Below are 20,982 nucleotides of genomic sequence, written 5' to 3'. Positions count from 1 at the left end.
CCTTTGCAATTGTAACAAATCGGGTGTCCCAATTTTTTGATTCTCCAAAAAAATAAAAAAAAGCCCGGCGTTCTTTTTTAAAAAAGAGGACTGTTCCATTTTTTGAGAGTGAAAACGCGGAACGCTTTAAAAATGAAACACATTGATTATCAAATACATAATATTTTACACGAAACACTGTTAAATATCTAATTATCAACAATTAAAACTTTAAGGAGTAAGCGCTTCTGGTTTCACATACGGGCTAAAACACCCTTTTTATTTTGCCATTTTTTAAGCCTTTTTGGATTTTTTTGATATTGACCGCGCCGGTTAGAAATAGCGCTGACAAAATAGCGCCACCAAAGTTATGAGTGTAAATACCTATTTTTAATAGCGTTTTTTAACTACCGCTCCACTATCTTATAATTCCTGTACTCACCAACGCGCCAGCCCGTAAGGTCTTCAATCTTTTGCAGTGCCTTACGGCGGAAGTCCATACCAGCCCTTAGTTTTTTGGAGTCAAAATCGATATTCCAGTTAGTAGCTGTTATTCGTTTTTGCATGGTTGCCGGATGCGTGCCGGTAAAGCGGATCAAGCGATCTGCATTGCCATAATCAAACTCATAGGTTTCGGGCAAGTGTTCAGCAAACCAGGTTCTCGTCGTGATAAAATTTATTAAAGTTACGCACCTTATGGGTTAACCCTTGTGGTGGCTTTGCCCAGCCGTAATGATATATATAGGCATCAATAAGCTTTACGTTGATTTTACGATCATCAAGCCTGAATCCCTGAGCATCACGATATGAATGGATACCCTTAATATTTTTGAGCAACCGGATTTCGCGGCGGTACCAGCGCCTTGAATGCCCGTAATAGTCATATGAGCCATAAAAATGCAGGTATTTAAACAGTAAGCCTTCAATGTTGGGTTTATTTAAAGCTTCATGCATTTCCTTTTTGATAAGCGGATGATATTTTTCATGCACCGCTTCGTCGCCCTGGATATAGAAACACCAGTCGGCATCGGGCGATATAGCTGCAAAAGCCTTATCTGTTTCGGCAGCGAAAACCTTTCCGCCTTCCCTTAATGATTCATCCCAAACCGAATCAATGATTTTTATAACCGGCGAGTTGATGCCCTCGATCAATCCCCGGGTACCATCATCGGAGTTACCTACTACTACAATAAATTCATCGCAAAGCGGTAATATGGATGTAATGGCCTCAACAATGGGATAATCATTACGTACAGCGTTCTTGATAAAGGTAAAACCGGATACTTTCATATGCGGCGTAAAGATAATAACAGAATCAAGACTTCAGGATACAAGATTCAAGACATCGCTTCCCAAGATCAACAGATTGCAGGTATCTTCAATTTGTGACATTGGGATTAGTGCATTTTGCATCCCGATGCGTTACTTTGCAAATAATAAAATTACTGCGCAGTTTGCGGTAATCCATATCAATAAATATCACTATGAAGGCACTCGCCAGGCAACTTTTCAAAACTTTTCTTTTTTCGGTAATCATATCTATAGTAGCAAGTGCGGTTTATTACTCGCTGCAGCATAAAGGCGTAAGCCAGGACCTAAACGGGATACTCCCCTCATTGTCCGAAAGCGTGGCTTTACTCAACATCTTTATTTTAATAATGACCCTGCCCATGTTGTTTTTAGCCAACCCGGCGTATTACAACAATCTGTCTATAAGGCTGGTGCTTTATTTTTCGGGCTCTGTTGTATTTGTCATTACCGCCTTCCGTTTACAGCTAAACCCCGAAAACAAAACGCTTTACTTTATTACGGCCATTAGTTTTATCATAGTACACAGCGTTTTCTATTATCTAATGACCAAAAAACGACGTTGAACCATTGTTGTTTAAAGCATTTATAGGCTTTTTGAAAGATTTAGGCTAAACTTGCATCTTCAAATATGAAAGCATTTTACGGAGATTTAAAACTGGGTATTTTAGGCGGCGGACAGTTAGGACGTATGCTGATACAGCAAGCCATAAACTATAATGTTACTGTTAAAATTCTTGATCCGGACCGCGAAGCGCCTTGCCGCAAACTGTGTGACGAGTTTACCGTAGGCTCATTGGGTGATTATGAAACCGTTTATAACTTTGGTAAAACTGTCGACCTGCTTACCATTGAAATAGAGAAGGTTAACGTTGACGCCCTTGAACAGCTTGAAAAAGAGGGTGTACTGGTTTATCCGCAATCCCGCATTATCAGGCTGATTCAAGATAAAGGTTTGCAGAAGCAATTTTTCAAGGAAAACGATATCCCTACTGCCGATTTCCAGATCATATCATCACCCCAACAGCTACAACAAAGTTTAATCCCGTTTCCTTATATCCAGAAACTACGTAAGGATGGCTATGACGGCAAAGGCGTATACAAAGTAATTGATGAAAGTTACCTTGCCGGCGCTTTTAAAGAGCCGAGCCTGATTGAGCAATGGATAGATTTTGAAAAAGAGATTGCTGTAATTGTTGCCCGTAATGAAAACGGCGAGATCAGCACGTTCCCGATGGTTGAAATGGAGTTCAACCCTAAAGCCAACCTCGTGGAGTTTTTGATCGCTCCCTCTACCCTTCCATTCGCCATCCAACAAAAAGCAGAACAAATAGCTAAAAAGATTGCCGATAGTCTTAAAATTGTTGGCTTGCTGGCGGTTGAAATGTTTTTAGATAAGCAAGGCCGCATCCTGGTGAATGAGCTTGCCCCGCGCCCGCATAACAGTGGTCACCAAACTATTGAAGGCAATGTGATATCACAATTTGAGCAGCATTTGAGGGCGATATTTAATCAGCCTTTGGGCGATACCTCCTGCCTTAATAATGCCATTATGGTAAACGTTTTAGGTGAAGCCGGTTATGAAGGACCAGCTATTTACCAGGGCATCGAAAAAGTATTGAAAGTACCGGGTGTGTATATTCACCTTTATGGTAAAGCTTTAACTAAACCATTTAGGAAGATGGGGCACGTTACTATTGTAGATGCCGATAGAGAAAAGGCGATTGAAAAGGCAAGATTTGTGCAGAAAACACTGAAAGTAATTAGTTAATAAAGAAATAGCCACACGTCATTGCGAGGCACGAAGCAATCCCAAACTATACAGGGCGAACCTGCTAATCGGGGATTGCTTCGTGCCTCGCAATGACGCTTACAAACATAACCATGAGTAATCCAAAAGTCGCCATTATAATGGGCAGCAAATCCGATTTAAATGTAATGCAGGATGCTGCTGATGTTTTAGCCGAATTAGGCGTTGAATACGAAATAACCGTGGTATCGGCCCACCGCACACCCGATCGTATGTTCAGCTATGCACGCGCCGCTGCCGACAGGGGCATTAAAGTGATCATTGCCGGAGCAGGCGGCGCCGCCCACCTGCCGGGCATGGTAGCCTCATTAACCCATTTGCCAGTGATTGGAGTACCGGTAAAATCAAGCAACTCTATTGACGGCTGGGATTCCATCCTATCTATACTACAAATGCCAAACGGTATCCCGGTAGCCACTGTAGCTTTAAATGCAGCCAAAAACGCGGGCATCCTCGCAGCACAGATCCTGTCAACAGGAGACGAGATACCTGGTAAAAAACCTTATCGACTTTAAAGAAAACCTTAAAAAGAAAGTTGAGGAGTCGGCAAGGGAAATGGAAGATAGTGATTAGAGGTTGGAGATTAGAGATTAGTTAGCTTAAGATTATACAAGTTAAATGAGAAAAGGCCGTAGTAAATTATGGCCTTTTCTCATTTCTAAATATTATAGTCTAACCTCTAATCTCCAACCTCTAATCACTCACCTTAATTCAACGCCGGATTTTCCGGAAAATTAGCAATGTGGGCATACCGCTGGCCAAGACTGATCACCACCTTGCGCCATAGATTTTGTTCATCGAGGGTAAATAGTGTTTCTATATCAAACTTATTAGTCACAATCCAGCTGTCTTCTTTTATTTCTTCATCAAGTTGCTGAGGCGTCCAGCCCGAATATCCTGCAAAAAATTTAATTTCTTCGGTGCTTAACTGGTAATTGGATATTAAATATTTCACCTGCTCAAAATCGCCGCCCCAGTAAAGGCCATTTGCTATTTCAATGCCGCCTTCTATTTTGTCAGGCGCGCAATGGATAAAATGCAGTGTATTTTTGGCTACCGGCCCCCCTCGTAAACAGGCATTTCGGAGTATGATACATCAGGCAGTACATCGCCCAATAAATATTCGCTTTGATGGTTCAGGATAAAGCCCATAGCTCCTTCTTCAGAGTATTCTGTTAAAATTATTACGGACCTTCTGAAATTCGGATCCATCATAAACGGTTCCGAAATGAGTAAATGGCCTGCCGCGGCCGCAATAGGACTAAGCATAAAGTTTAGCGTTTAAATACATAACAAGCATAGCAAAAATATGTTCAATTATGAATAATGATTTACATCATTATATACGGTTTAATTAATTTGTAAGTTTGCATCAAAATGAATCAGCAGGAAATACAAAATTTAAGGCAGGACTATAGTGCCTCTACCCTATCAGAAAACAGCACTAAGGGCGATCCTATTAAACAGTTTGAACAATGGTTTAACGAAGCTTTGGAGGCAAAATTGCATGAACCCAACGCCATGACGCTGTCAACTGCCACCGTAACCGGCAAGCCTTCGGCACGTATTGTACTTTTAAAAGGCTTTCATGCAGGCGGTTTTATATTCTTCACCAACTACTTAAGCCGCAAAGGCAAAGAGATAGCCAAAAACCCCCAGGGCGCGTTAACATTTTTTTGGGGAGGCCTTGAGCGCCAGGTGCGTATTGAAGGCACTATTGAAAAAGTAAGCAAAGAAGAGTCTGAAAAATATTTCCATTCACGCCCTAAAGGCAGCCAGGTTGGCGCAATAGTATCTCCACAAAGCCAGGAAATTGAAAGCCGCGATGCATTGGAGCAAAAGTGGAACGCACTGGAGGCCGAATATGCTGATAAAGAAGTACCTAAACCATCGTATTGGGGTGGATATATCTTAAACCCGCAATTGGTGGAGTTTTGGCAAGGCCGGCCAAGCCGCATGCACGACCGCATCCTGTATAAAAAAACTGATAAAAAAATCTGGAAAAAAGTACGCCTTGCACCATGAGTTTTGATGATATTAAAAACCTGCTCACCGAAAAACTTGGTGATACGGTAATTACCGGCGAAGAAACAGGCGGTCTGCAACCCGCCTTGTTAATTAACCCTGATGATATTACAGCCGTATGCCTGGAGTTGCGGAACAATCCTAAAACTTATTTCGATTTTTTGTCGAGCCTGAGCGGTGTGCATTATAATGACGAAGCAAACCGCTATGGTGTGGTTTATCACCTGGCATCAATCCCTTATAAAACACAACTTACTTTAAAAATAAGCAAAGCCCATCCAAAAGAAAGTACTGAACTGCCCGAATTTAAAAGCATAACCTCTGTTTACCGCACTGCCGACTGGCATGAGCGCGAAACATATGACATGCTGGGGATTTACTTTGAAGGCCACCCCGATCTTCGCCGGATTTTGCTGCCCGACGATTGGGAAGGTTTCCCTTTACGGAAAGATTACCAGAACGCCGAATTTTATAAAGGCATCAGGATAGATTAACCTCAAATAAGCTTTCCTGGTGTTAACGGAGCGAAATGAGCCAAAGGCAGGCTATTAAATAACAGCTTTGTTTACTTCATTTTTACAGCGAAAGTAGCCCATAAATAAAAAAAGCTGATTTTTGGTATCCGGCAATATGCCCCAAGCAATATATGACCGGATATAAATTTAACCGGATATAAAATTGGTCATTACAAACCCCAAATACGAAGAAGCACTCCTCAGGTATAATAAAAAGATAGCCGCGGCCAGCGTTGAGGATATGGTACTTAATGTAGGTCCGCAACATCCCTCAACGCACGGGGTTTTGCGCCTGGAATTAATTACCGATGGCGAGATAGTAAAAGAGGTGATCCCCCATATCGGCTACCTGCACCGCTGCTTTGAAAAACATGCCGAATCATTAACCTACCAACAAACCATCCCTTTTACCGACAGGATGGATTACCTGGCTTCGATGAACAACAGCCACGCCTTTGTAATGGGTGTTGAACGGATGATGGGTATTGACAAGGATATCCCTAAACGTGTTGAATACATCCGCGTGCTGGTTTGCGAGCTAAACCGCATAGCATCGCACCTGATAGCCATTGGCACTTACGGCATTGATATAGGCGCCTTTACCCCCTTCCTGTGGTGTTTCAGGGACAGGGAGCATATTATGGGGATGCTGGAGTGGGCATCGGGCTCACGTATGCTATACAATTACATTTGGGTAGGCGGTTTATTTTACGACTTGCCGGTTGGTTTTGAAGAACGCTGCCGGGATTTTGTGGAGTATTTTAAACCTAAAATGGTTGAGCTAAACCAGTTGCTTACCGACAACCAGGTATTTATTTCGCGCACAGCCAATGTGGGCGTTTTGCCGCTTGATGTAGCTATTAACTATGGCTGCTCGGGCCCAATGTTGCGCGCATCGGGCTTAAAATGGGATTTGCGGCGGATTGATAATTATTCGGCCTACCCCGAAATTGATTTTGAAATCCCGATTGGGCAGGGGCTGATGGGCAAAGTTGGCGATTGCTGGGACAGGTACAAGGTACGCGTTGATGAAATTGAACAATCACTAAGAATAATTGAACAATGCCTTGACCGTTTGCAAAAAGAGTTAAAGCGCACGCCTGATTTTGATCCCCGTGCTAAGATGCCCCGCAAAACCATTCCCAAAGCACAGGATTATTATGTACGCTGCGAAGGCGCCAAAGGCGAGCTTGGCTTTTATTTTATTACCGACGGCAAATCGGAGATCCCAACCCGTGTAAAATCCCGCGGGCCAAGCTTTAATAATCTTTCGGTACTGCCCGAGCTATCCAAGGGTGTATTAATTGCCGATTTGATAGCAATTGTAGGTTCTATCGACTTTGTTTTAGGCGAGGTGGACAGGTAGAGCCGTCTGAACTCGAATTAAACGAATTGTAAGAATTTAATGAATTTGCTAAGCTTTCTGTTAATTCTTCAAATTCTATAAATTCGAGTTCAGACAAACAAAAAAAGAGACCCCTCGCGGCGTCTCCTTTCATTTTAATATATTAATTTTTATTGGAATGGGCTAATGATTACTGGTTATACACTTTAACCATAAACACGTAGTTTTTGAGCTTGCTGCTCTGTTGAGTACGGCTTAATCCAGCTAACTTATTCTTTGTATTAAGATTAAGCGTTTTCGACAACGAATCGGTTGGAATATTTTGTATCGCCTTTAACAGGTAAGTTGATTTTTTAGCAAAATATGCACCTGCAACCTGGGTTTGACGTGCTGTAATTACACCTATCACGTTTCCTTTTTCATCAAGTAAGGGTCCGCCTGAATTACCGGGGTTTACCGGAACAGAAATTACATATTCGGTAGTATCGCCCGAATAATTTGCTGCCGAAGCTAAATAACCTCCTCCATAAACCATATTATCGGCCGGGTACCCGAGTGTGTATACGCTCTCTCCAAGATCGCCTTCCGCCCTTTTAACGTTATATGGTATAGGGCCAAGGTTTTTAAATGATGGATCATTGATCTGTAAAATAGCCAGGTCATACTGTGGTTCGGTATAAATAACCTTAGCATGAAATGATTCGCCCGCGGCATTCTGCACATAAACCGAATCGGCATTTTTGATCACATGGTAATCTGTAGCCAGGTAACCATTTGATGTAAGCGCAAAACCGGTGCCCCTGAAATTTGCAGGCGGCGTAGTTGCTTTAGGCCTTACAGGCGTACGGCCGCCCGCATTAACATTAATATGTTTAACCTTATCATTAATAGTTTTGATTTGGCCTTTCAATTCTTCGTACTTCGATCTCTCGTTACTTAATTTGCCTGTAACAATTAATACGCTCAATACGGCAAATATCATAACCGAAGCCGCCACCGATATTTTTGAATGGTGATTACGCCACAGACGTACAATCCATACCGGGTGGATCATCACTTCTTCTTTCAAAGCATGAACATCAATTTCATTATGAATGGCGTTTAAGCGATTCTCAAGCTCAAGGCGTTCGCCATATTGCTTCAGTAAGCCTATAAACTTAGCATGCTCGGTAACTTTACTTTCAACAGCCGCGTCGTTTTTGCGAAGCAGCTCAAATTGAACACGTTCTTCGGCGGTCATGCTACCGTCGAGATACCGTTCAATAAATTCTGTTAGTTGGTTATCACTCATCTCTTGATCTCCTTATTTCTGCTGAAAAAATAGTTTCTTCAGCCTTTGCAGGCATTTGTACTTCTGCGTTTTGGCATTATCCGCATTGGTGTAACCAAACCGCTCACAAATCTCCTGCATCGATCTGTTTTTTATATAAAAATCTTCCATAATGGTTTTACAGGGTTCGCCTAATAACTGGAGCGCACTCTCCATTTTACCAAACTGGATGTCCCTGTCGTTATGGTTATCAATTTCTTCTTCAACGGGTAAGTGTTCTTCAAAGTCCCTGATGTCACCACCATATCGGTTCATTTGGCTTAACCTTTTAAGCCAAAGCCGCCGGCAAACTGAGTATATATATGTTTTAAGCTTACTGTTTAGCTCAAAATCACCGGCTTTAATTTTATTGTAAAGAACGATAATGGCTTCCTGGTAAATATCCTTCGCGTCATCCTCATCGCCATTGTTGTTGATGATCAACTGTAATATCATCGGAAAATAGGTTGTATAGAGCCTCTTCAGCACTACCTCCGAGTTATTAAGTATCCCAAGAACTATTTCACTATCTGTTGGAGCCGAAGCTTTTAAGTCTTTATTCACTCTTAATACTATTTAGGTCAAATTGTAACCCACTATTATCAAAAAAATCAAACTAAAATAAATTAATAACATTGGCATTACATTTCATTACCTGTAACAATTGTGTAATGCATTAATTTACCGTTAATACCGGCGGGTAAACAAGGTAACCCCAATGTTAAAAACTATGCAGGCAAATCTGCAATAAAAAAACCGCTTGCAAAAACCGATACGTAAACTATAAACCCTATGGAATTTACAAAGTTTAATTTTTATGGGTTACCTTTTCCATTAATGCGTATTAAGTAACAAACGATCACAAAACGTTAACATTTTAAAAATTAAGAAAATGAAAAACACATTTAAATTAGCATTCGTAGCATTAGTTCTGGCAGCTTCTTTTTCAGCTTGTGGCGGTGACGCTAAAAAAACTGATGGCGATACTACTAAAACAACTGTAGTTGACTCAACTAAAGTTGTTACTGACTCTACTAAAACTGACACTACTAAAGTTGTTGCTGATACTACTAAAAAAGACACCACCAAGAAATAATTATTTCTGATAAGATAGAAAGTAGTTAAATATCATTTTTAATCTTTTTCTATTGATTTTTTAGTTATCCATCAATAAAAAAGGTGACTTGTAATTTTTTTCAAAATTATGGGTTACCTTTTTTTATTTCTGGTATTAAGCTGTAAACTATTAAATCACTTATTAAAAAAATTAAACATGAAAAATTTCAAATTAGGCTTTTTAGCTTTAGCTATCGCTGTTTCTTTCGCTGCTTGTAAAGGTTCTTCATCATCTTCTGCTGCTGATTCAACTAAAGCTGATTCTTCTAAAATGGCTGCTGATACTACTAAAGCTGACACTTCTAAAATGGCTGCTGATACTACTAAAGCTGACACCACTAAAAAAGACACTACTAAAAAGTAATTTAACTTTTTATGTAAAAAAACGTCCCCGGAAAACCGGGGGCGTTTTTTTTACCCAAAACCGCCAAACAATTTCTATTGGTATTGCTTAATGTGATACATAATAAAATATGAAATATTCTGAATGGAAAACGCTTAGTGCCGATGAGCGTCAAAATATTGGCTGGCACCGTCATCCGCATATACGCACTGCAACCCTTTTTGCCATAGTTTTTGCGATAACATTTATTATAGTAGTGCTTGGCATAAGTAAAAACAGCACAATTCATCTTAACCGCAAACCAACTGCAAAGGAAGCTTTTACCATGGCGAAATTATTTGTAAAGGAAAAGCTGAAACAACCTCAAAAAGCTGTTTTTCCTAACAATAGTTTTAAATCGGTTATTGATACAACAACTAATAGCTACGAGGTACAATCAACGGTAAAAATTGAGAACGATAGGGGCAAAATGGAACAATCGGCCTGGGAAGTTAAAATGTTGTATACGGATGGTGACTGGGCCGAGAAAAATAGCTGGCAAGTTAAAAAAATAGACATTATTCCTCAGCCATAAAACCAACCGCTTAACAGTAATCATAAAAAAGGAGCAGTTATAAAACTGCCCCCGGTGGTTAATTAGTTATCAATAAATTTAGTGAACAGTATCACGCAGGGCTTTAATCTCGTCATGAGCATCAAGCAGCTCACTTTCCTGCTGGCTGATTGTTTCGCGCAGGTAGGCCGGTAAATTTTCGTCTTCAAGCGCGGTACGGTATGCTTTTAAAATGGCATCTTCGCCAAATTCGCATTCCTCCAGCACGTTGTGGGTATCATGTCCGGTAAATGCGGCTTTAACGTCAAGCCAGGCCCTGTGTATTTTGCCGCTGGTGGTTGTACCGGTTTCAATGTCATTTCCAAAAGCGCTAACCTCTGTACCCAAAGCAAGCCTGTAACCCTGGCTTTGGCCAATAAACCGTGTGAAAAGCGATTTTAGTTCGGCATCGCTATCCTTCAAATCCTTTGAGGCGCGTTGATAGCCCTCAATCCTGTCATTGTTGATCTGTATCAGATCATTTAAAATCTCTACAGTTGCTTGTGTATTTTCCATGATTAGATGTTTTTATATAATATCAACCCCTTTAAAATTAAATTGTTTAATTAATTATATAAAAAATAATCCAAAATGAAAATTAGCTTTTCCCCCTAAATAAAGAGATCACCCAAATAACAATAGCGATAACAACTATTACAGCTATGATACCGGTTACTGCTCCGGCCTTAAAAATATCGCCTATAACCGAGCATCCGCTCATCGTTAATAAGGCGAAAGTGAATAATAAAAGGTGTGAGTTTTTCATGGTTAATGTTTAAATAGATAAAAGTATGATGGTTGGTTAGTTCCCCGGTTACTATCGATAAAAGGAATGCAATAATCAGGCCTTTTTAACATCAGGCTAACTGGAGGGAACCAATTTAAATAGCGGTATATTTTAGCTAATTAATTGTATAGGTATGTATACAATGATGCCTGCAGATAATAAATAAGCGGTCGCTTTTAACCGGAATTTAATAGCCGAAATAATTTCTAAATAATCCTCAAATTTTAAAACCAAACACTACCATTAATCGTTCATAACATAATTAGTTATAAACCAATTAAACATATCAATAATTTAAAGATTATAGAAGGTTACATGTTTACACCGGCTGCCTACAGCAGGTTTGTTGCGTTTAGCATAAAATAATTTATTAACAATTTATCTCCAACCAACTATGATAATACCGGTACAACCAAACATTCAATGTGAAAACTGCATTAAATGCGGTAACAGGCCTCATGTTGAACAGCATAAAAAATATTGGGTACTTACGTGCCCTAACAAGAGCTGCAAAAACTTTGTAAAAGCGCTCACTATCGACTTTGCCACCTGGAACCGGCTCAACAAAAAGGCCAATGAAATACCGGCTACAACTGAAACCTTAAAACGCACGGCTTAATTACAGGAGAAGGATAGCAAGCGCCATAAATCCACAAAAATTTTTTATGGCTTTAACTCAGATGAGTACATTTACACGCTACTCTACTGGTTAAGCTATGACAAATGCACTTCTATCAATAAATAAAGCAACTGTACGTTTTTTAAATACGACATTATTTACCGGCTTAAGCTTTAGTATAAAAAAAGGCGAAAGCTGGGCTCTTATCGGCGAAAGCGGATCGGGGAAAAGTGCCCTGCTACAAACCATAGCCGGGCGTTTTAATATCACAGGGGGTGAAATAGATTATCATTTCTGGAATGAGTACTCCAAATTTTTCAAGGCCGGTGATATTGCCACGCCACATAAGCTTATAGCCCTGGTTGAGCCTAAACATCATTTCCGCAATCTTTCAAACACTACTGATTTCTACTACCAGCAACGCTATAATTCATCCGATTCGGAAGATGCGCTTACCGTTATAGACTATCTTAATACGATACCGCACTTTCCCGGCACCGATACATCCTGGACATTTGAAAGAGTAGTTTCATTATTACGGCTCGAACCACTGCTCAATAAACAGATCATTAAACTATCAAACGGCGAAACCAAACGCCTGATGCTGGCAGCCGCCCTGCTTAAAAATCCGGTACTATTAATGCTGGACAGCCCCCTAACCGGCCTTGATATAAAAACCCGCGAAGAATTTAATGGCATTATTGAGCAAATCATGGCATCAGGTATTAACATCATAATAGCCACCTCTATCCATGAAATCCCAACAGCTATTACCCATGTCGCCGTGTTAAGCAAAGGGGCTATTATCCACGAAAGCCTAAAACAGGATTTTAAAGCAGAACTTTTTGAGCAGGACAAAAGCGATACAATTGATACCAATGAATTGAATGCCTTACTCAACATCGATAAAAACCCTGCCACTTACAAGCACATTGTAAAAATGGATAAGGTACACATTAAGTATGGCGATAAGGTGGTGCTGGATGATGTAAACTGGCAGATTAACCCTGGAGAACATTGGGCTTTGCTGGGTCCTAACGGGGCAGGCAAATCAACGTTGCTAAGCTTAATCAACGGAGATAACCCGCAGGCTTATGCTAACAACATTATTTTATTTGATAAAAAACGCGGGACAGGCGAAAGCATCTGGGATATCAAAAAAATCGGCTTCGTATCGCCCGAACTGCATCAGTACTTCCCTACTGATAATAGCTGTTTGCAGGTAATCGAGTCGGGCTATTACGACACCCTCGGCTTATTCAGGCCAAGCAATAAAGACCGTGCAGAGGTTGCTTTACGATGGATGAAGGCTTTGGAAATTGAAAAGTACGCGCGTGTATTGCTCAAAAACATCCCGGCAAGTGCACAACGCCTCTGTCTGCTTGCCCGGGCGCTCATTAAAAACCCGGCACTGCTTATTTTTGATGAACCCTGCCAGGGAATGGACGATCATCAGCAACTCCACTTTAAAAACCTGGTTGATACCATTTGCAGCCTGGGCAATGTTACACTTATTTATGTTACCCACTATCAGCATGAAATACCCAACAGTGTTGATAAAGTTTTGAGGTTGGATAAGGGAAAGGTAGTTTCTTGAGGCTAAAGGCTAAAGGCTAAAGGCTAAAGGCTAAAGGCTAAAGGAGAATGCTTTAGATGAACGACTGTTTTGCACCGTTACATTTTTTTGTCAATTATTTAACAGCGCTCAAAATCAAATTACCAACTTGCGTATATTTGCGTGATATGAATACAGCCGATCTGTTGCAGCGCGCGTTGCGGTTTGATTTTTTAACGCTTGAAGAAGGCGTTTACCTGTATAACAACGCCTCTACTGCCGAGTTGATGTACACAGCCAACGAACTTCGTAAAATACAGGTTCCGCATGGTAAGGTTACCTGGCAAATTGACCGTAATGTTAACACTACCAACGTTTGTATAGCCAATTGCAAGTTTTGTAATTTCTTTCGCCGTCCTGGTCATGAGGAAAGTTATATTACTGATATTGAAACTTATAAAAAGAAGATCGAGGAAACATTTCGGTACGGCGGCGATCAACTGCTGTTACAGGGCGGGCATCACCCCGATCTGGGGCTGAAATTTTATACCGACCTGTTTCGCGAACTGAAACAGCTTTATCCGAAATTAAAACTGCATTCATTAGGTCCGCCGGAAATTGCGCACGTTGCTAAATTAGAGGGCATGCCGCATATCGAGGTATTAAGAGCGATGAAGGAAGCAGGCCTGGATTCATTACCAGGTGCCGGTGCCGAGATTCTTAATGATCGCGTACGCCGCCTGATATCAAAAGGCAAATGCGGCGGTAAGGAATGGCTCGATGTAATGCGTGCCGCTCACCAGCTTAACCTGCCAACATCAGCTACGATGATGTTTGGCCACATTGAAACTATTGAAGAGCGCTTTGAACATTTGGTTTGGATCCGCGAGGTACAGGCCGAAAAACCCGAAGGCAACTATGGTTTTATAGCATTTATCCCCTGGCCTTTTCAGGATGACGGTACTCTTTTACGTAAAGTACGCGGTATCACCAATAATGTTACCGGCGATGAATATATCCGCATGATTGCCTTGAGCCGCATTATGCTGCCCAACGTTAAAAATATCCAGGCTTCATGGCTTACCGTGGGTAAACAGGTTGCCCAAATTTGCTTGCACGCCGGTGCTAACGATTTTGGATCGATCATGATTGAAGAAAACGTGGTATCCGCAGCCGGTGCACCTCACAGATTTACCGCTAAAGGCATCCAGGAATCCATAAAAGAAGCCGGCTTTGAGCCCCAGCTTCGTACCCAGCGATACGAGTGGCGCGAAATTCCCGTTGAAATTGAAGAACAGGTTATAAATTATTAAGCCCTTAATAGCAGTAGCAGTGAAAAAATAACTGCAACTAAACTGCAACTGCCACTGACTAAAAATGGAACAATACATAGAGGCCCTAATTTTTGCATCAGAGCAGGCAATCCGGTTGGAGGAGATCATGTATTGCCTCCAGGCTGCTTTTGAGCGCGATTTTGATACACAAGAAGTAACCGATGCCATAGGCAGGATCCACGAAAAATACCAGCATCATAGCTTGGCTATTGAGCTGGTTAAAATTGGCAATGGTTATCAATTTCTCACTAAAAAGGAATATCATGCTGTTATTAACCTTTTGCAGCTGCAACGGTCAAAGAAAAAACTAAGCCAGGCCGCTTTGGAAACCCTGGCTATCATCGCCTACAAACAACCCGTAACTAAGCCCGATATAGAACAGATCAGGGGTGTAAACTGCGACTATTCGATCCAAAAGTTACTCGAAAAAGAGCTAATAGCTATAATTGGCAAATCAGAAGGGCTCGGAAAACCTATCCTTTATGGTACAAGTGCTTTGTTTATGGACTATTTTGGCATTAACAGTATTGAGGAATTACCTCAACTTAAGGACTTTACAAACAATACCGCTACCATTGGCGAGCAATCAGAATAATTTTAATTTCTGTTTTAAAAAAAACCATTTTTCATTATTTTTACTATTGAATCAATAGGGTAAAAGATTTTAGAAACGCTTTTCTTTATCTGATTTTAATTATTATTATTGACAAAGTTTAATTTATAAAATCCATTACAATGGGAGCGCCAAAGAAACCGAACACTAAAAAGATCGAAAACTCAGATAATGATCCTGATGATGATGATGAGTTTGACCCAAAAGTGAAAAAGAAGGTAGTTGATGACGATGATGATGATTTTGACGGACCATTAGATGATGATCTGGGCAGGGGTTACGAGTCATTCGATGACGACGACGAAGACGACTATTAATTCTTTTTAATACATAACATTTACAAAGCATTCAGACTATGCCTCTGGATGCTTTTTTTATTATCTACCGGTAGCGTACAATAAATGAAAGTAACAGAAGTAAAGGACAAAGCAACAAAAAAGGCTTTTTTAGATGTGGCTCGCATCATTTATAAAGATGACGATAACTGGGTTTGCCCGCTTGATAATGATATTGAAGCTGTATTTAACCCGGCAAAAAACAACTTTCATCAACATGGTAAATGTACCCGTTGGATCCTGACAGATGACAATGACCATCTAATTGGCCGGGTTGCTGCTTTTATTAATGAAAAAAAGGCATACAATTACGAGCAGCCAACCGGCGGCATGGGTTTTTTGAGTGTACCGATAACAAAGAAGCTGCCTTTCTTTTATTTGATACCGCGAGAAACTGGCTTAGGGAAAACGGCATGAAAGCCATGGACGGCCCCATCAACTTTGGCGAAAACGACAACTTTTGGGGCTTGCTGGTTGAAGGCTTCACTCCTCCCTCTTATGGAATGAACTATAATCATCCGTATTACCAGGCCTTTTTTGATGAGTACGGCTTTAAAACCCAGTACGCGCAGATCACTAACCATGTTGACGCTCATAAACCTTTCCCCGAGCGGTTTACCAAAATAGCTAATTGGGTAGCAAAAAAGCCCGGATACGATTTCAGGCACTTTGAAATAAAAAAAATAGAAAAATTCGCAGCTGATTTTATTGAGGTTTATAACGATGGATGGAAAGATTTTGAAAACTTTGTTCCTATCACATACGATACGATCATGGAAAGCTTCGAAAAAATGAAGCCCCTGATGGACGAAAAATTGATCTGGTTTGCCTATGTAGATGATGAACCAGCATCTTTTATGATCATTTTACCCGATGCCAACCAGATGCTTAAACCGCTAAACGGCAAACTGGACCTGATAGGTAAACTTAAATTTTTATACTACCGCTGGAAAGGGGTATCCCGCATGCGGGCTATTGTGATGGGCACGAAACAAAAGTACCAGAAGCACGGCCTCGAATCGGCGATGTTTATAAAATTAAAGGAATATGTATTGCCTCTCAAGCGTTATGATGAGCTTGAACTATCCTGGGTAGGCGATTTTAACGACAAAATGATAGCCATCCATGAAGCAGTTGGTGCTACATTTGGCAAAAAGCATTTAACAATGCGTTACATTTTTGATTAGCCCGGTCAAACCGGGCCACAAAATTATGCGGTTACTTTTGAATGTCGAAGTTCTTCAAATAGCTCAATTACTTTTTTCTGCAAATCGATTACTTCAGTTTCACGGTCCATTAAGCGTTTGTTAACGGTTTCCAGCTCGTTAACAAATTTCTGATCCTGTTCGGTATCATTAAATGTAAGCAACTGAACTACTGACATTTCAAACAGGTTTGCTATTTGCTCAAGCCTTGATAAATTAATATCTGTGATCCCTGTTTCAATCTTTGAGAAAGCAGGAATTGAAATATCCAATCTCTTTGCAACATCCTCCTGGCTCCACCCCTTTTGATGACGTAATAATCTGATTTTTTTCCGAGAGTTTTCATTTGGTTAAATTAATAGTGTAGGTTTCGCAAAAGTTAATTACTTTACAATAATATTTATTATCACGCTAATTATCAACTAATTTGCGTAATTTTTTATTTTAAAGTGTAGTTAATTGTTGCGATTGGCAAATCCCATAAATTAAAGCAAATAAATCATTCTAAAACATACCTGCTACACGGTATTTTTTTCGAGTAATTTAGGTCTGGATTTTCATCCCATTGTAATTTAGTGCGCAAAAAAGCGCAAAAAATTCTTCTTTTTAAAATTAAAATTTCATTTTTGTACTGTAATATTTTTTATTACAGATAAATGAACGGACAATTTCAAATAGCAACCCATGTATTAACCCTGCTTTGCAAACAGCCGGGCGAGCTATTATCGTCTGACTATGTTGCCGGCAGCATGAACGTAAACCCTGTTCTGGTACGTAAAGAAATGCGCAAATTACGCGCCTGTGGGCTTATTGAAAGCAAGGAAGGTAAAACCGGCGGTTATAGCCTGGCTCTCCCCCGCAAAAAATATCCCTTGCCGATGTTTATAAAGCTGTAAAACTGCCGCCGGCTTTAGGCCAGGCTAAAAATAAGCCCAACCCTGCCTGCCCTGTCGGTAAGCAAATTGGAGCTCACCTTGATCATTTGGCCGATGAGGTTGAAGCAGCCATTATCAAAAAACTAAGCACCATAAGCATTTTTGATTTTGTAAATCAATTTGATTAAAAAAATTTAAAACAAACTGTAACAAATTTAATTACAATATAAAAGCAAAAACAATGAAAATCGCATTAATTGGAGCCACAGGTTTTGTAGGCAAAGCCGTTTTAAACGAAGCATTACAACGTGGATACGAGGTAACTGCCATAGCCCGTAACCCGAAAACAGATATTGAAAACCCTAAATTGACACTCAAAACCGCCGATGTATATAACGTTGATGAGTTAACCGAAACATTGAAAGGACATGATGCTGTTGTAAACTCATTTAACGCCGGCTGGGCTAATCCTAACCTGTACAATGATTTTATTAAAGGGTCAGAGGCTATACAACAGGCCACTAAACAAGCTGGTATAAGCCGCCTGTTGGTTGTAGGCGGTGCAGGCAGTCTTTTTATTGCTCCTGGCGTACAATTAGTTGACAGCCCTCAATTCCCTGCCGAATGGAAAACAGGCGCCACAGCGGCCCGCGATTACCTGAACATCATCAAAAAAGAAGAAGATTTAGACTGGACCTTCCTGAGCCCGGCTATACACCTGCATCCCGGCACCCGTACAGGTGTATACCGCACCGGTACGGATGAGCCAGTGTTTAATGATAAGCACGAACACGAAATTTCAGTTGAAGATTTGGCAGTTGCTATATTGGACGAACTGGAAAACAAGCAGTTTGTGAAAAGAAGGTTTACTGTGGGGTATTAGCCCCTCTAAATCTCCCCTAAAGGGGGAGACTTTTAAAAGCGTTCTTCTTAAGCCCTCTCCCTTTAGGGGAGGGTTTGGGTGGGGTTTACTTTATAAACTTAGCAGCTACCCATTCTTTATCTTTTTTATGGGTAATGTATTTCAGGCCGTACTTGCGGGCTTCGTCGGTAATGATATCCAGGTCGGGCGATTCATAGAAACCACTGAAGTAAATCTCGCCATCGGTCTTTAATACTTCAGCATAACGCGGCATCTGGTCGATAAGAATATTCCGGTTGATGTTGGCCAGGATGGTATCATATTGCTCATCCGGGATAACTTCTTTTGACCCGCAAAGTGGTTTGATATTGCCCACATTATTCAAAGCCGAATTTTCGATAGTGCTTTCATAACAAACCGGGTCGTAATCAATAGCGGTGATATCGTCGGCACCCAGTTTGGCTGCCATAATAGCAAGGATCCCCGTACCGCAGCCCATGTCAAGCACTTTTTTACCGGCAAATTCATTTTCAAGCATCAGCCCCAGCATCATAGCTGTGGTTTGATGATGCCCGGTGCCAAATGCCATTTTAGGGTCTATCACTATCTCGTATTGAAACTCGGGTTTAGGTTCATGAAAGGTTGCCCGTACATAAATCTTATCCCCTATCTCTATAGGTTCAAAATTACTTTCCCACACCTCGTTCCAATTTTTCTGCGGAATGAGCGTTATCTCGTAACTAAAAGTGAACAGGTCTTTATAAGGCAATAATTGCTCATCAAGCGCCTGCTGGTCAAAAATATCTTCGGGAATATAAGCTTTAAAGCCAAGCTCAAGCTCTTCAAAAGTATCAAAACCTATCTCACCCAAAGCATTTATCAGCAGGTCCTGCTGGTAATCTTCGGTAGTGATGGTAGTAAAAAACAGTTCGTAGTAATTCATTTTGATTTTTTTCGTTGTTAACCTACACCAGAAATCCGGTCGGCCGGCAGAGAATTTAAGCTGCAACTGCAGGTTCAACCGGCTCGCTATCTGCGCTTGTCCTCTTCCTGTCGAGTAAATACAGTACAATAAAGTTAACAATCCAGTAAACAGCTTGTATTTCGGTCATATACCACCAAAAACTAAACAGGGGGCTATATCCATCTTCCGGCAACCATATAATATAGCTTAGGGCCCCGGCAAATAATATACAAACCAGGGCAATGCAGGCTCCGGCAATAAAGCGCGCCGAAGCTCCTTTATGTTTAACCCAATTCCAAAGCGGTATGATGATCAGGTACTGTGTGAGAATTCCATCTGCAAGCAATAAGGGCCAAAAAAGGCTGAAGTAGGCCATGAGGCTATACAGGTTACCGTTACCAATTTCGCCAATGCGCATAGGGTGATCGGGCATATTGAGATATACAACCGCCCAAAATACGCCAAAGTCGACCAAAACGGGTAAAAGAACTTTTAAAAGCTTCATGCTTCTGTTAGATTTGAGACGTGAGATATGAGATTTGAGAGTTTATTTTCATAAACAGCTCAAACCCGCTTTGGTTTGGGCCTTGTCTCAGATCTCATATCTAAAATCTCATATCTAATATTAATTAAACGTTTTAACAATATCCGTAAAATCGCGCGATTTCAAAGAAGCACCGCCGATAAGGCCACCATCAATATCAGGCTGGGCAAACAGTTCGGCAGCATTGGTTGGGTTGCAGCTACCGCCGTATAAAATGGTAGTAGCATCAGCAACTTCCTGGCTATACTTAGCGGCAATTTCTTTACGGATGAACTCGTGAATTTCCTGAGCTTGTGCTGATGTAGCAGTTACACCTGTACCAATAGCCCAAACCGGTTCGTAAGCGATAACCAATTTGGCAAAAGCTTCAGCATCAAGGTGAAAGATGCCATCTACCAACTGAGTTTTGATCACATCAAAATGTGTATTGGCTTCACGCTCCTGCAAAGTTTCGCCAATGCAGAAGATAGGGCGAAGATCATTTTTTAAAGCAGTATCCGTTTTTTTGGCAAGCAAAGCATTGGTTTCGCCAAAATACTGGCGGCGTTCTGAGTGGCCAAGGATCACATAAGCGGCACCGGTAGATTTAATCATCTTAGCAGAGATCTCACCTGTATAAGCACCTTTTTCTTCCTGGTGGGCATTTTGTGCGCCAACAGCAATTTTGCTATAACCTTTTGATAATTGCACCAGGCTATGAATGTGGATGAACGGACTGCAGATCACTGCTTCCTGCGTGCCGGTAGCCTCATCTTTTACCATGTTGATGATCTCTGAAAATAAAGCTAAACCTTCATTGTAATCAAGGTTCATTTTCCAGTTTCCGGCAACGATTTTCTTTCTCATGATTTTATTTTTTTATTTATTTAGTGAATGGTTGATTGGGTTGATTAGGTGAGTAGTTGCAAAGTTCAATTAAATGGTGATATTACCCCACTCACCTAATC

Annotated in this window: 24 protein-coding genes and 4 pseudogenes; 17 read left to right on the top strand and 11 right to left on the bottom strand. The window is 40.8% G+C overall.

Annotated elements, in window-relative coordinates; genetic code table 11:
* Positions 1-386 precede the first annotated feature (386 nt).
* Both ACRQ5D_RS20985 and ACRQ5D_RS20980 read right to left on the bottom strand, forming a co-directional pair.
* Positions 387-620, bottom strand: coding sequence for a hypothetical protein (locus ACRQ5D_RS20985; protein ID WP_431200321.1), 234 nt, complete (start codon positions 618-620; stop codon positions 387-389).
* A 4-nt stretch (positions 621-624) separates the two neighbouring features.
* Positions 625-1,269 carry a glycosyltransferase family 2 protein gene (locus ACRQ5D_RS20980; RefSeq protein ID WP_431200320.1) on the bottom strand — a complete coding sequence of 215 codons (645 nt, stop codon included), beginning with the start codon at positions 1,267-1,269 and terminating at the stop codon, positions 625-627.
* A gap of 194 nt (positions 1,270-1,463) precedes the next feature.
* Here ACRQ5D_RS20980 and ACRQ5D_RS20975 point away from each other — a divergent pair, with 194 nt between their 5' ends.
* From ACRQ5D_RS20975 to purE, 3 genes and pseudogenes are all read left to right on the top strand, one after another.
* The gene (locus tag ACRQ5D_RS20975) at positions 1,464-1,853 is read left to right on the top strand and encodes a hypothetical protein (protein WP_090524856.1); all 390 of its coding nucleotides are present in this window, start codon (positions 1,464-1,466) and stop codon (positions 1,851-1,853) included.
* A 65-nt stretch (positions 1,854-1,918) separates the two neighbouring features.
* The gene (locus tag ACRQ5D_RS20970) at positions 1,919-3,058 is read left to right on the top strand and encodes a 5-(carboxyamino)imidazole ribonucleotide synthase (protein ID WP_091167991.1); all 1,140 of its coding nucleotides are present in this window, start codon (positions 1,919-1,921) and stop codon (positions 3,056-3,058) included.
* Positions 3,059-3,171: 113 nt separating this feature from the next.
* A pseudogene (gene purE, locus ACRQ5D_RS20965) lies at positions 3,172-3,670 on the top strand (5-(carboxyamino)imidazole ribonucleotide mutase).
* Between the two features lie 133 nt (positions 3,671-3,803).
* Here purE and ACRQ5D_RS20960 read toward each other — a convergent pair.
* Positions 3,804-4,309, bottom strand: a pseudogene (locus ACRQ5D_RS20960) (YqgE/AlgH family protein).
* A gap of 165 nt (positions 4,310-4,474) precedes the next feature.
* On the opposite strand from ACRQ5D_RS20960, the gene pdxH reads away from it, so the two are divergent.
* The 3 genes from pdxH to ACRQ5D_RS20945 all read left to right on the top strand — a co-directional run bounded on the left by pdxH (position 4,475) and on the right by ACRQ5D_RS20945 (position 7,003).
* The gene (pdxH, locus tag ACRQ5D_RS20955; protein WP_091167996.1) at positions 4,475-5,122 is read left to right on the top strand and encodes a pyridoxamine 5'-phosphate oxidase; all 648 of its coding nucleotides are present in this window, start codon (positions 4,475-4,477) and stop codon (positions 5,120-5,122) included.
* Positions 5,119-5,616 carry an NADH-quinone oxidoreductase subunit C gene (locus tag ACRQ5D_RS20950; protein ID WP_091167998.1) on the top strand — a complete coding sequence of 166 codons (498 nt, stop codon included), beginning with the start codon at positions 5,119-5,121 and terminating at the stop codon, positions 5,614-5,616. Before pdxH ends, ACRQ5D_RS20950 begins: the two co-directional genes overlap by 4 nt.
* 190 nt (positions 5,617-5,806) lie before the next feature.
* Positions 5,807-7,003: an NADH-quinone oxidoreductase subunit D gene (locus ACRQ5D_RS20945; protein WP_432329820.1), complete on the top strand. Its 1,197-nt coding sequence runs from the start codon at positions 5,807-5,809 to the stop codon at positions 7,001-7,003.
* Between the two features lie 169 nt (positions 7,004-7,172).
* Here ACRQ5D_RS20945 and ACRQ5D_RS20940 read toward each other — a convergent pair whose 3' ends face one another.
* Positions 7,173-8,273, bottom strand: coding sequence for a S1C family serine protease (locus tag ACRQ5D_RS20940; RefSeq protein ID WP_091168003.1), 1,101 nt, complete (start codon positions 8,271-8,273; stop codon positions 7,173-7,175).
* A 12-nt stretch (positions 8,274-8,285) separates the two neighbouring features.
* Positions 8,286-8,855, bottom strand: coding sequence for an RNA polymerase sigma factor (locus tag ACRQ5D_RS20935; RefSeq protein ID WP_091168005.1), 570 nt, complete (start codon positions 8,853-8,855; stop codon positions 8,286-8,288).
* Between the two features lie 328 nt (positions 8,856-9,183).
* Here ACRQ5D_RS20935 and ACRQ5D_RS20930 point away from each other — a divergent pair, with 328 nt between their 5' ends.
* The 3 genes from ACRQ5D_RS20930 (at position 9,184) to ACRQ5D_RS20920 (ending at position 10,324) form a co-directional block, all read left to right on the top strand.
* Positions 9,184-9,387, top strand: a complete 204-nt coding sequence (locus ACRQ5D_RS20930; RefSeq protein ID WP_091168007.1) for a hypothetical protein — start codon at positions 9,184-9,186, stop codon at positions 9,385-9,387.
* A gap of 177 nt (positions 9,388-9,564) precedes the next feature.
* Positions 9,565-9,771: a hypothetical protein gene (locus tag ACRQ5D_RS20925; RefSeq protein ID WP_090526183.1), complete on the top strand. Its 207-nt coding sequence runs from the start codon at positions 9,565-9,567 to the stop codon at positions 9,769-9,771.
* 109 nt (positions 9,772-9,880) lie between these two features.
* Entirely contained in the window at positions 9,881-10,324 is a 444-nt protein-coding gene (locus ACRQ5D_RS20920; RefSeq protein WP_091168009.1) for a hypothetical protein, read from the top strand.
* Between the two features lie 78 nt (positions 10,325-10,402).
* On the opposite strand, the gene ACRQ5D_RS20915 is transcribed toward ACRQ5D_RS20920, so the two are convergent.
* Together ACRQ5D_RS20915 and ACRQ5D_RS20910 are read right to left on the bottom strand one after the other, a co-directional pair.
* Complete coding sequence (locus ACRQ5D_RS20915) at positions 10,403-10,858, bottom strand: PA2169 family four-helix-bundle protein (protein ID WP_091168011.1); 456 nt, start codon at positions 10,856-10,858, stop codon at positions 10,403-10,405.
* Between the two features lie 82 nt (positions 10,859-10,940).
* Positions 10,941-11,108 carry a hypothetical protein gene (locus tag ACRQ5D_RS20910; protein WP_176844461.1) on the bottom strand — a complete coding sequence of 56 codons (168 nt, stop codon included), beginning with the start codon at positions 11,106-11,108 and terminating at the stop codon, positions 10,941-10,943.
* Between the two features lie 415 nt (positions 11,109-11,523).
* Here ACRQ5D_RS20910 and ACRQ5D_RS20905 point away from each other — a divergent pair, with 415 nt between their 5' ends.
* The 6 genes and pseudogenes from ACRQ5D_RS20905 to ACRQ5D_RS20880 all read left to right on the top strand — a co-directional run bounded on the left by ACRQ5D_RS20905 (position 11,524) and on the right by ACRQ5D_RS20880 (position 16,772).
* Positions 11,524-11,748, top strand: coding sequence for a hypothetical protein (locus ACRQ5D_RS20905; protein WP_090524834.1), 225 nt, complete (start codon positions 11,524-11,526; stop codon positions 11,746-11,748).
* Positions 11,749-11,845: 97 nt separating this feature from the next.
* On the top strand, positions 11,846-13,345 hold the full coding sequence (locus ACRQ5D_RS20900; RefSeq protein ID WP_432326451.1) for an ATP-binding cassette domain-containing protein: 1,500 nt from the start codon (positions 11,846-11,848) through the stop codon (positions 13,343-13,345).
* A 146-nt stretch (positions 13,346-13,491) separates the two neighbouring features.
* Positions 13,492-14,616, top strand: a complete 1,125-nt coding sequence (gene mqnC / locus ACRQ5D_RS20895; RefSeq protein WP_176624050.1) for a cyclic dehypoxanthinyl futalosine synthase — start codon at positions 13,492-13,494, stop codon at positions 14,614-14,616.
* A gap of 64 nt (positions 14,617-14,680) precedes the next feature.
* On the top strand, positions 14,681-15,232 hold the full coding sequence (scpB, locus tag ACRQ5D_RS20890; RefSeq protein ID WP_176624048.1) for an SMC-Scp complex subunit ScpB: 552 nt from the start codon (positions 14,681-14,683) through the stop codon (positions 15,230-15,232).
* Positions 15,233-15,372: 140 nt separating this feature from the next.
* Positions 15,373-15,567 (top strand): hypothetical protein, encoded by a 195-nt coding sequence (locus ACRQ5D_RS20885; protein ID WP_090524826.1) that lies wholly within the window; start codon positions 15,373-15,375, stop codon positions 15,565-15,567.
* Between the two features lie 84 nt (positions 15,568-15,651).
* Positions 15,652-16,772: pseudogene (locus tag ACRQ5D_RS20880) on the top strand (GNAT family N-acetyltransferase).
* A 23-nt stretch (positions 16,773-16,795) separates the two neighbouring features.
* Here ACRQ5D_RS20880 and ACRQ5D_RS20875 read toward each other — a convergent pair.
* Complete coding sequence (locus tag ACRQ5D_RS20875; protein WP_431200834.1) at positions 16,796-17,116, bottom strand: helix-turn-helix domain-containing protein; 321 nt, start codon at positions 17,114-17,116, stop codon at positions 16,796-16,798.
* A 330-nt stretch (positions 17,117-17,446) separates the two neighbouring features.
* Here ACRQ5D_RS20875 and ACRQ5D_RS20870 point away from each other — a divergent pair.
* Positions 17,447-17,853 (top strand): annotated as a pseudogene (locus tag ACRQ5D_RS20870) (Rrf2 family transcriptional regulator).
* A 53-nt stretch (positions 17,854-17,906) separates the two neighbouring features.
* A complete protein-coding gene (locus tag ACRQ5D_RS20865; RefSeq protein ID WP_354482127.1) occupies positions 17,907-18,548 on the top strand; it encodes an NAD(P)-dependent oxidoreductase in 642 nt (213 codons plus the stop codon).
* 85 nt (positions 18,549-18,633) lie between these two features.
* Here ACRQ5D_RS20865 and prmA read toward each other — a convergent pair whose 3' ends face one another.
* From prmA to tpiA, 3 genes are all read right to left on the bottom strand, one after another.
* Positions 18,634-19,470: a 50S ribosomal protein L11 methyltransferase gene (gene prmA, locus ACRQ5D_RS20860; protein WP_354482124.1), complete on the bottom strand. Its 837-nt coding sequence runs from the start codon at positions 19,468-19,470 to the stop codon at positions 18,634-18,636.
* Positions 19,471-19,525: 55 nt separating this feature from the next.
* Positions 19,526-19,996 carry a hypothetical protein gene (locus ACRQ5D_RS20855; protein ID WP_090524816.1) on the bottom strand — a complete coding sequence of 157 codons (471 nt, stop codon included), beginning with the start codon at positions 19,994-19,996 and terminating at the stop codon, positions 19,526-19,528.
* A 120-nt stretch (positions 19,997-20,116) separates the two neighbouring features.
* The gene (gene tpiA, locus ACRQ5D_RS20850; RefSeq protein WP_090524814.1) at positions 20,117-20,881 is read right to left on the bottom strand and encodes a triose-phosphate isomerase; all 765 of its coding nucleotides are present in this window, start codon (positions 20,879-20,881) and stop codon (positions 20,117-20,119) included.
* Between the last annotated feature and the right edge of the window lie 101 nt (positions 20,882-20,982).

The sequence above is a fragment of the Mucilaginibacter sp. P25 genome, from assembly GCF_050859465.1.
In the GTDB taxonomy this organism is placed as follows: Bacteria; Bacteroidota; Bacteroidia; order Sphingobacteriales; family Sphingobacteriaceae; genus Mucilaginibacter; species Mucilaginibacter gossypii.
This window is presented reverse-complemented; position numbering and strand designations above follow the sequence as displayed.

Coding starts and splice junctions, on each gene's coding strand:
- ACRQ5D_RS20980 (WP_431200320.1), bottom strand. CDS start 1,269: ATGAAAGTATCCGGTTTTACCTTTATCAAGAACGCTGTACGTAATGAT.
- ACRQ5D_RS20975 (WP_090524856.1), top strand. CDS start 1,464: ATGAAGGCACTCGCCAGGCAACTTTTCAAAACTTTTCTTTTTTCGGTA.
- ACRQ5D_RS20970 (WP_091167991.1), top strand. CDS start 1,919: ATGAAAGCATTTTACGGAGATTTAAAACTGGGTATTTTAGGCGGCGGA.
- pdxH (WP_091167996.1), top strand. CDS start 4,475: ATGAATCAGCAGGAAATACAAAATTTAAGGCAGGACTATAGTGCCTCT.
- ACRQ5D_RS20950 (WP_091167998.1), top strand. CDS start 5,119: ATGAGTTTTGATGATATTAAAAACCTGCTCACCGAAAAACTTGGTGAT.
- ACRQ5D_RS20940 (WP_091168003.1), bottom strand. CDS start 8,273: ATGAGTGATAACCAACTAACAGAATTTATTGAACGGTATCTCGACGGT.
- ACRQ5D_RS20930 (WP_091168007.1), top strand. CDS start 9,184: ATGAAAAACACATTTAAATTAGCATTCGTAGCATTAGTTCTGGCAGCT.
- ACRQ5D_RS20925 (WP_090526183.1), top strand. CDS start 9,565: ATGAAAAATTTCAAATTAGGCTTTTTAGCTTTAGCTATCGCTGTTTCT.
- ACRQ5D_RS20920 (WP_091168009.1), top strand. CDS start 9,881: ATGAAATATTCTGAATGGAAAACGCTTAGTGCCGATGAGCGTCAAAAT.
- ACRQ5D_RS20915 (WP_091168011.1), bottom strand. CDS start 10,858: ATGGAAAATACACAAGCAACTGTAGAGATTTTAAATGATCTGATACAG.
- ACRQ5D_RS20910 (WP_176844461.1), bottom strand. CDS start 11,108: ATGAAAAACTCACACCTTTTATTATTCACTTTCGCCTTATTAACGATG.
- ACRQ5D_RS20905 (WP_090524834.1), top strand. CDS start 11,524: ATGATAATACCGGTACAACCAAACATTCAATGTGAAAACTGCATTAAA.
- ACRQ5D_RS20900 (WP_432326451.1), top strand. CDS start 11,846: ATGACAAATGCACTTCTATCAATAAATAAAGCAACTGTACGTTTTTTA.
- mqnC (WP_176624050.1), top strand. CDS start 13,492: ATGAATACAGCCGATCTGTTGCAGCGCGCGTTGCGGTTTGATTTTTTA.
- scpB (WP_176624048.1), top strand. CDS start 14,681: ATGGAACAATACATAGAGGCCCTAATTTTTGCATCAGAGCAGGCAATC.
- ACRQ5D_RS20885 (WP_090524826.1), top strand. CDS start 15,373: ATGGGAGCGCCAAAGAAACCGAACACTAAAAAGATCGAAAACTCAGAT.
- ACRQ5D_RS20865 (WP_354482127.1), top strand. CDS start 17,907: ATGAAAATCGCATTAATTGGAGCCACAGGTTTTGTAGGCAAAGCCGTT.
- prmA (WP_354482124.1), bottom strand. CDS start 19,470: ATGAATTACTACGAACTGTTTTTTACTACCATCACTACCGAAGATTAC.
- ACRQ5D_RS20855 (WP_090524816.1), bottom strand. CDS start 19,996: ATGAAGCTTTTAAAAGTTCTTTTACCCGTTTTGGTCGACTTTGGCGTA.
- tpiA (WP_090524814.1), bottom strand. CDS start 20,881: ATGAGAAAGAAAATCGTTGCCGGAAACTGGAAAATGAACCTTGATTAC.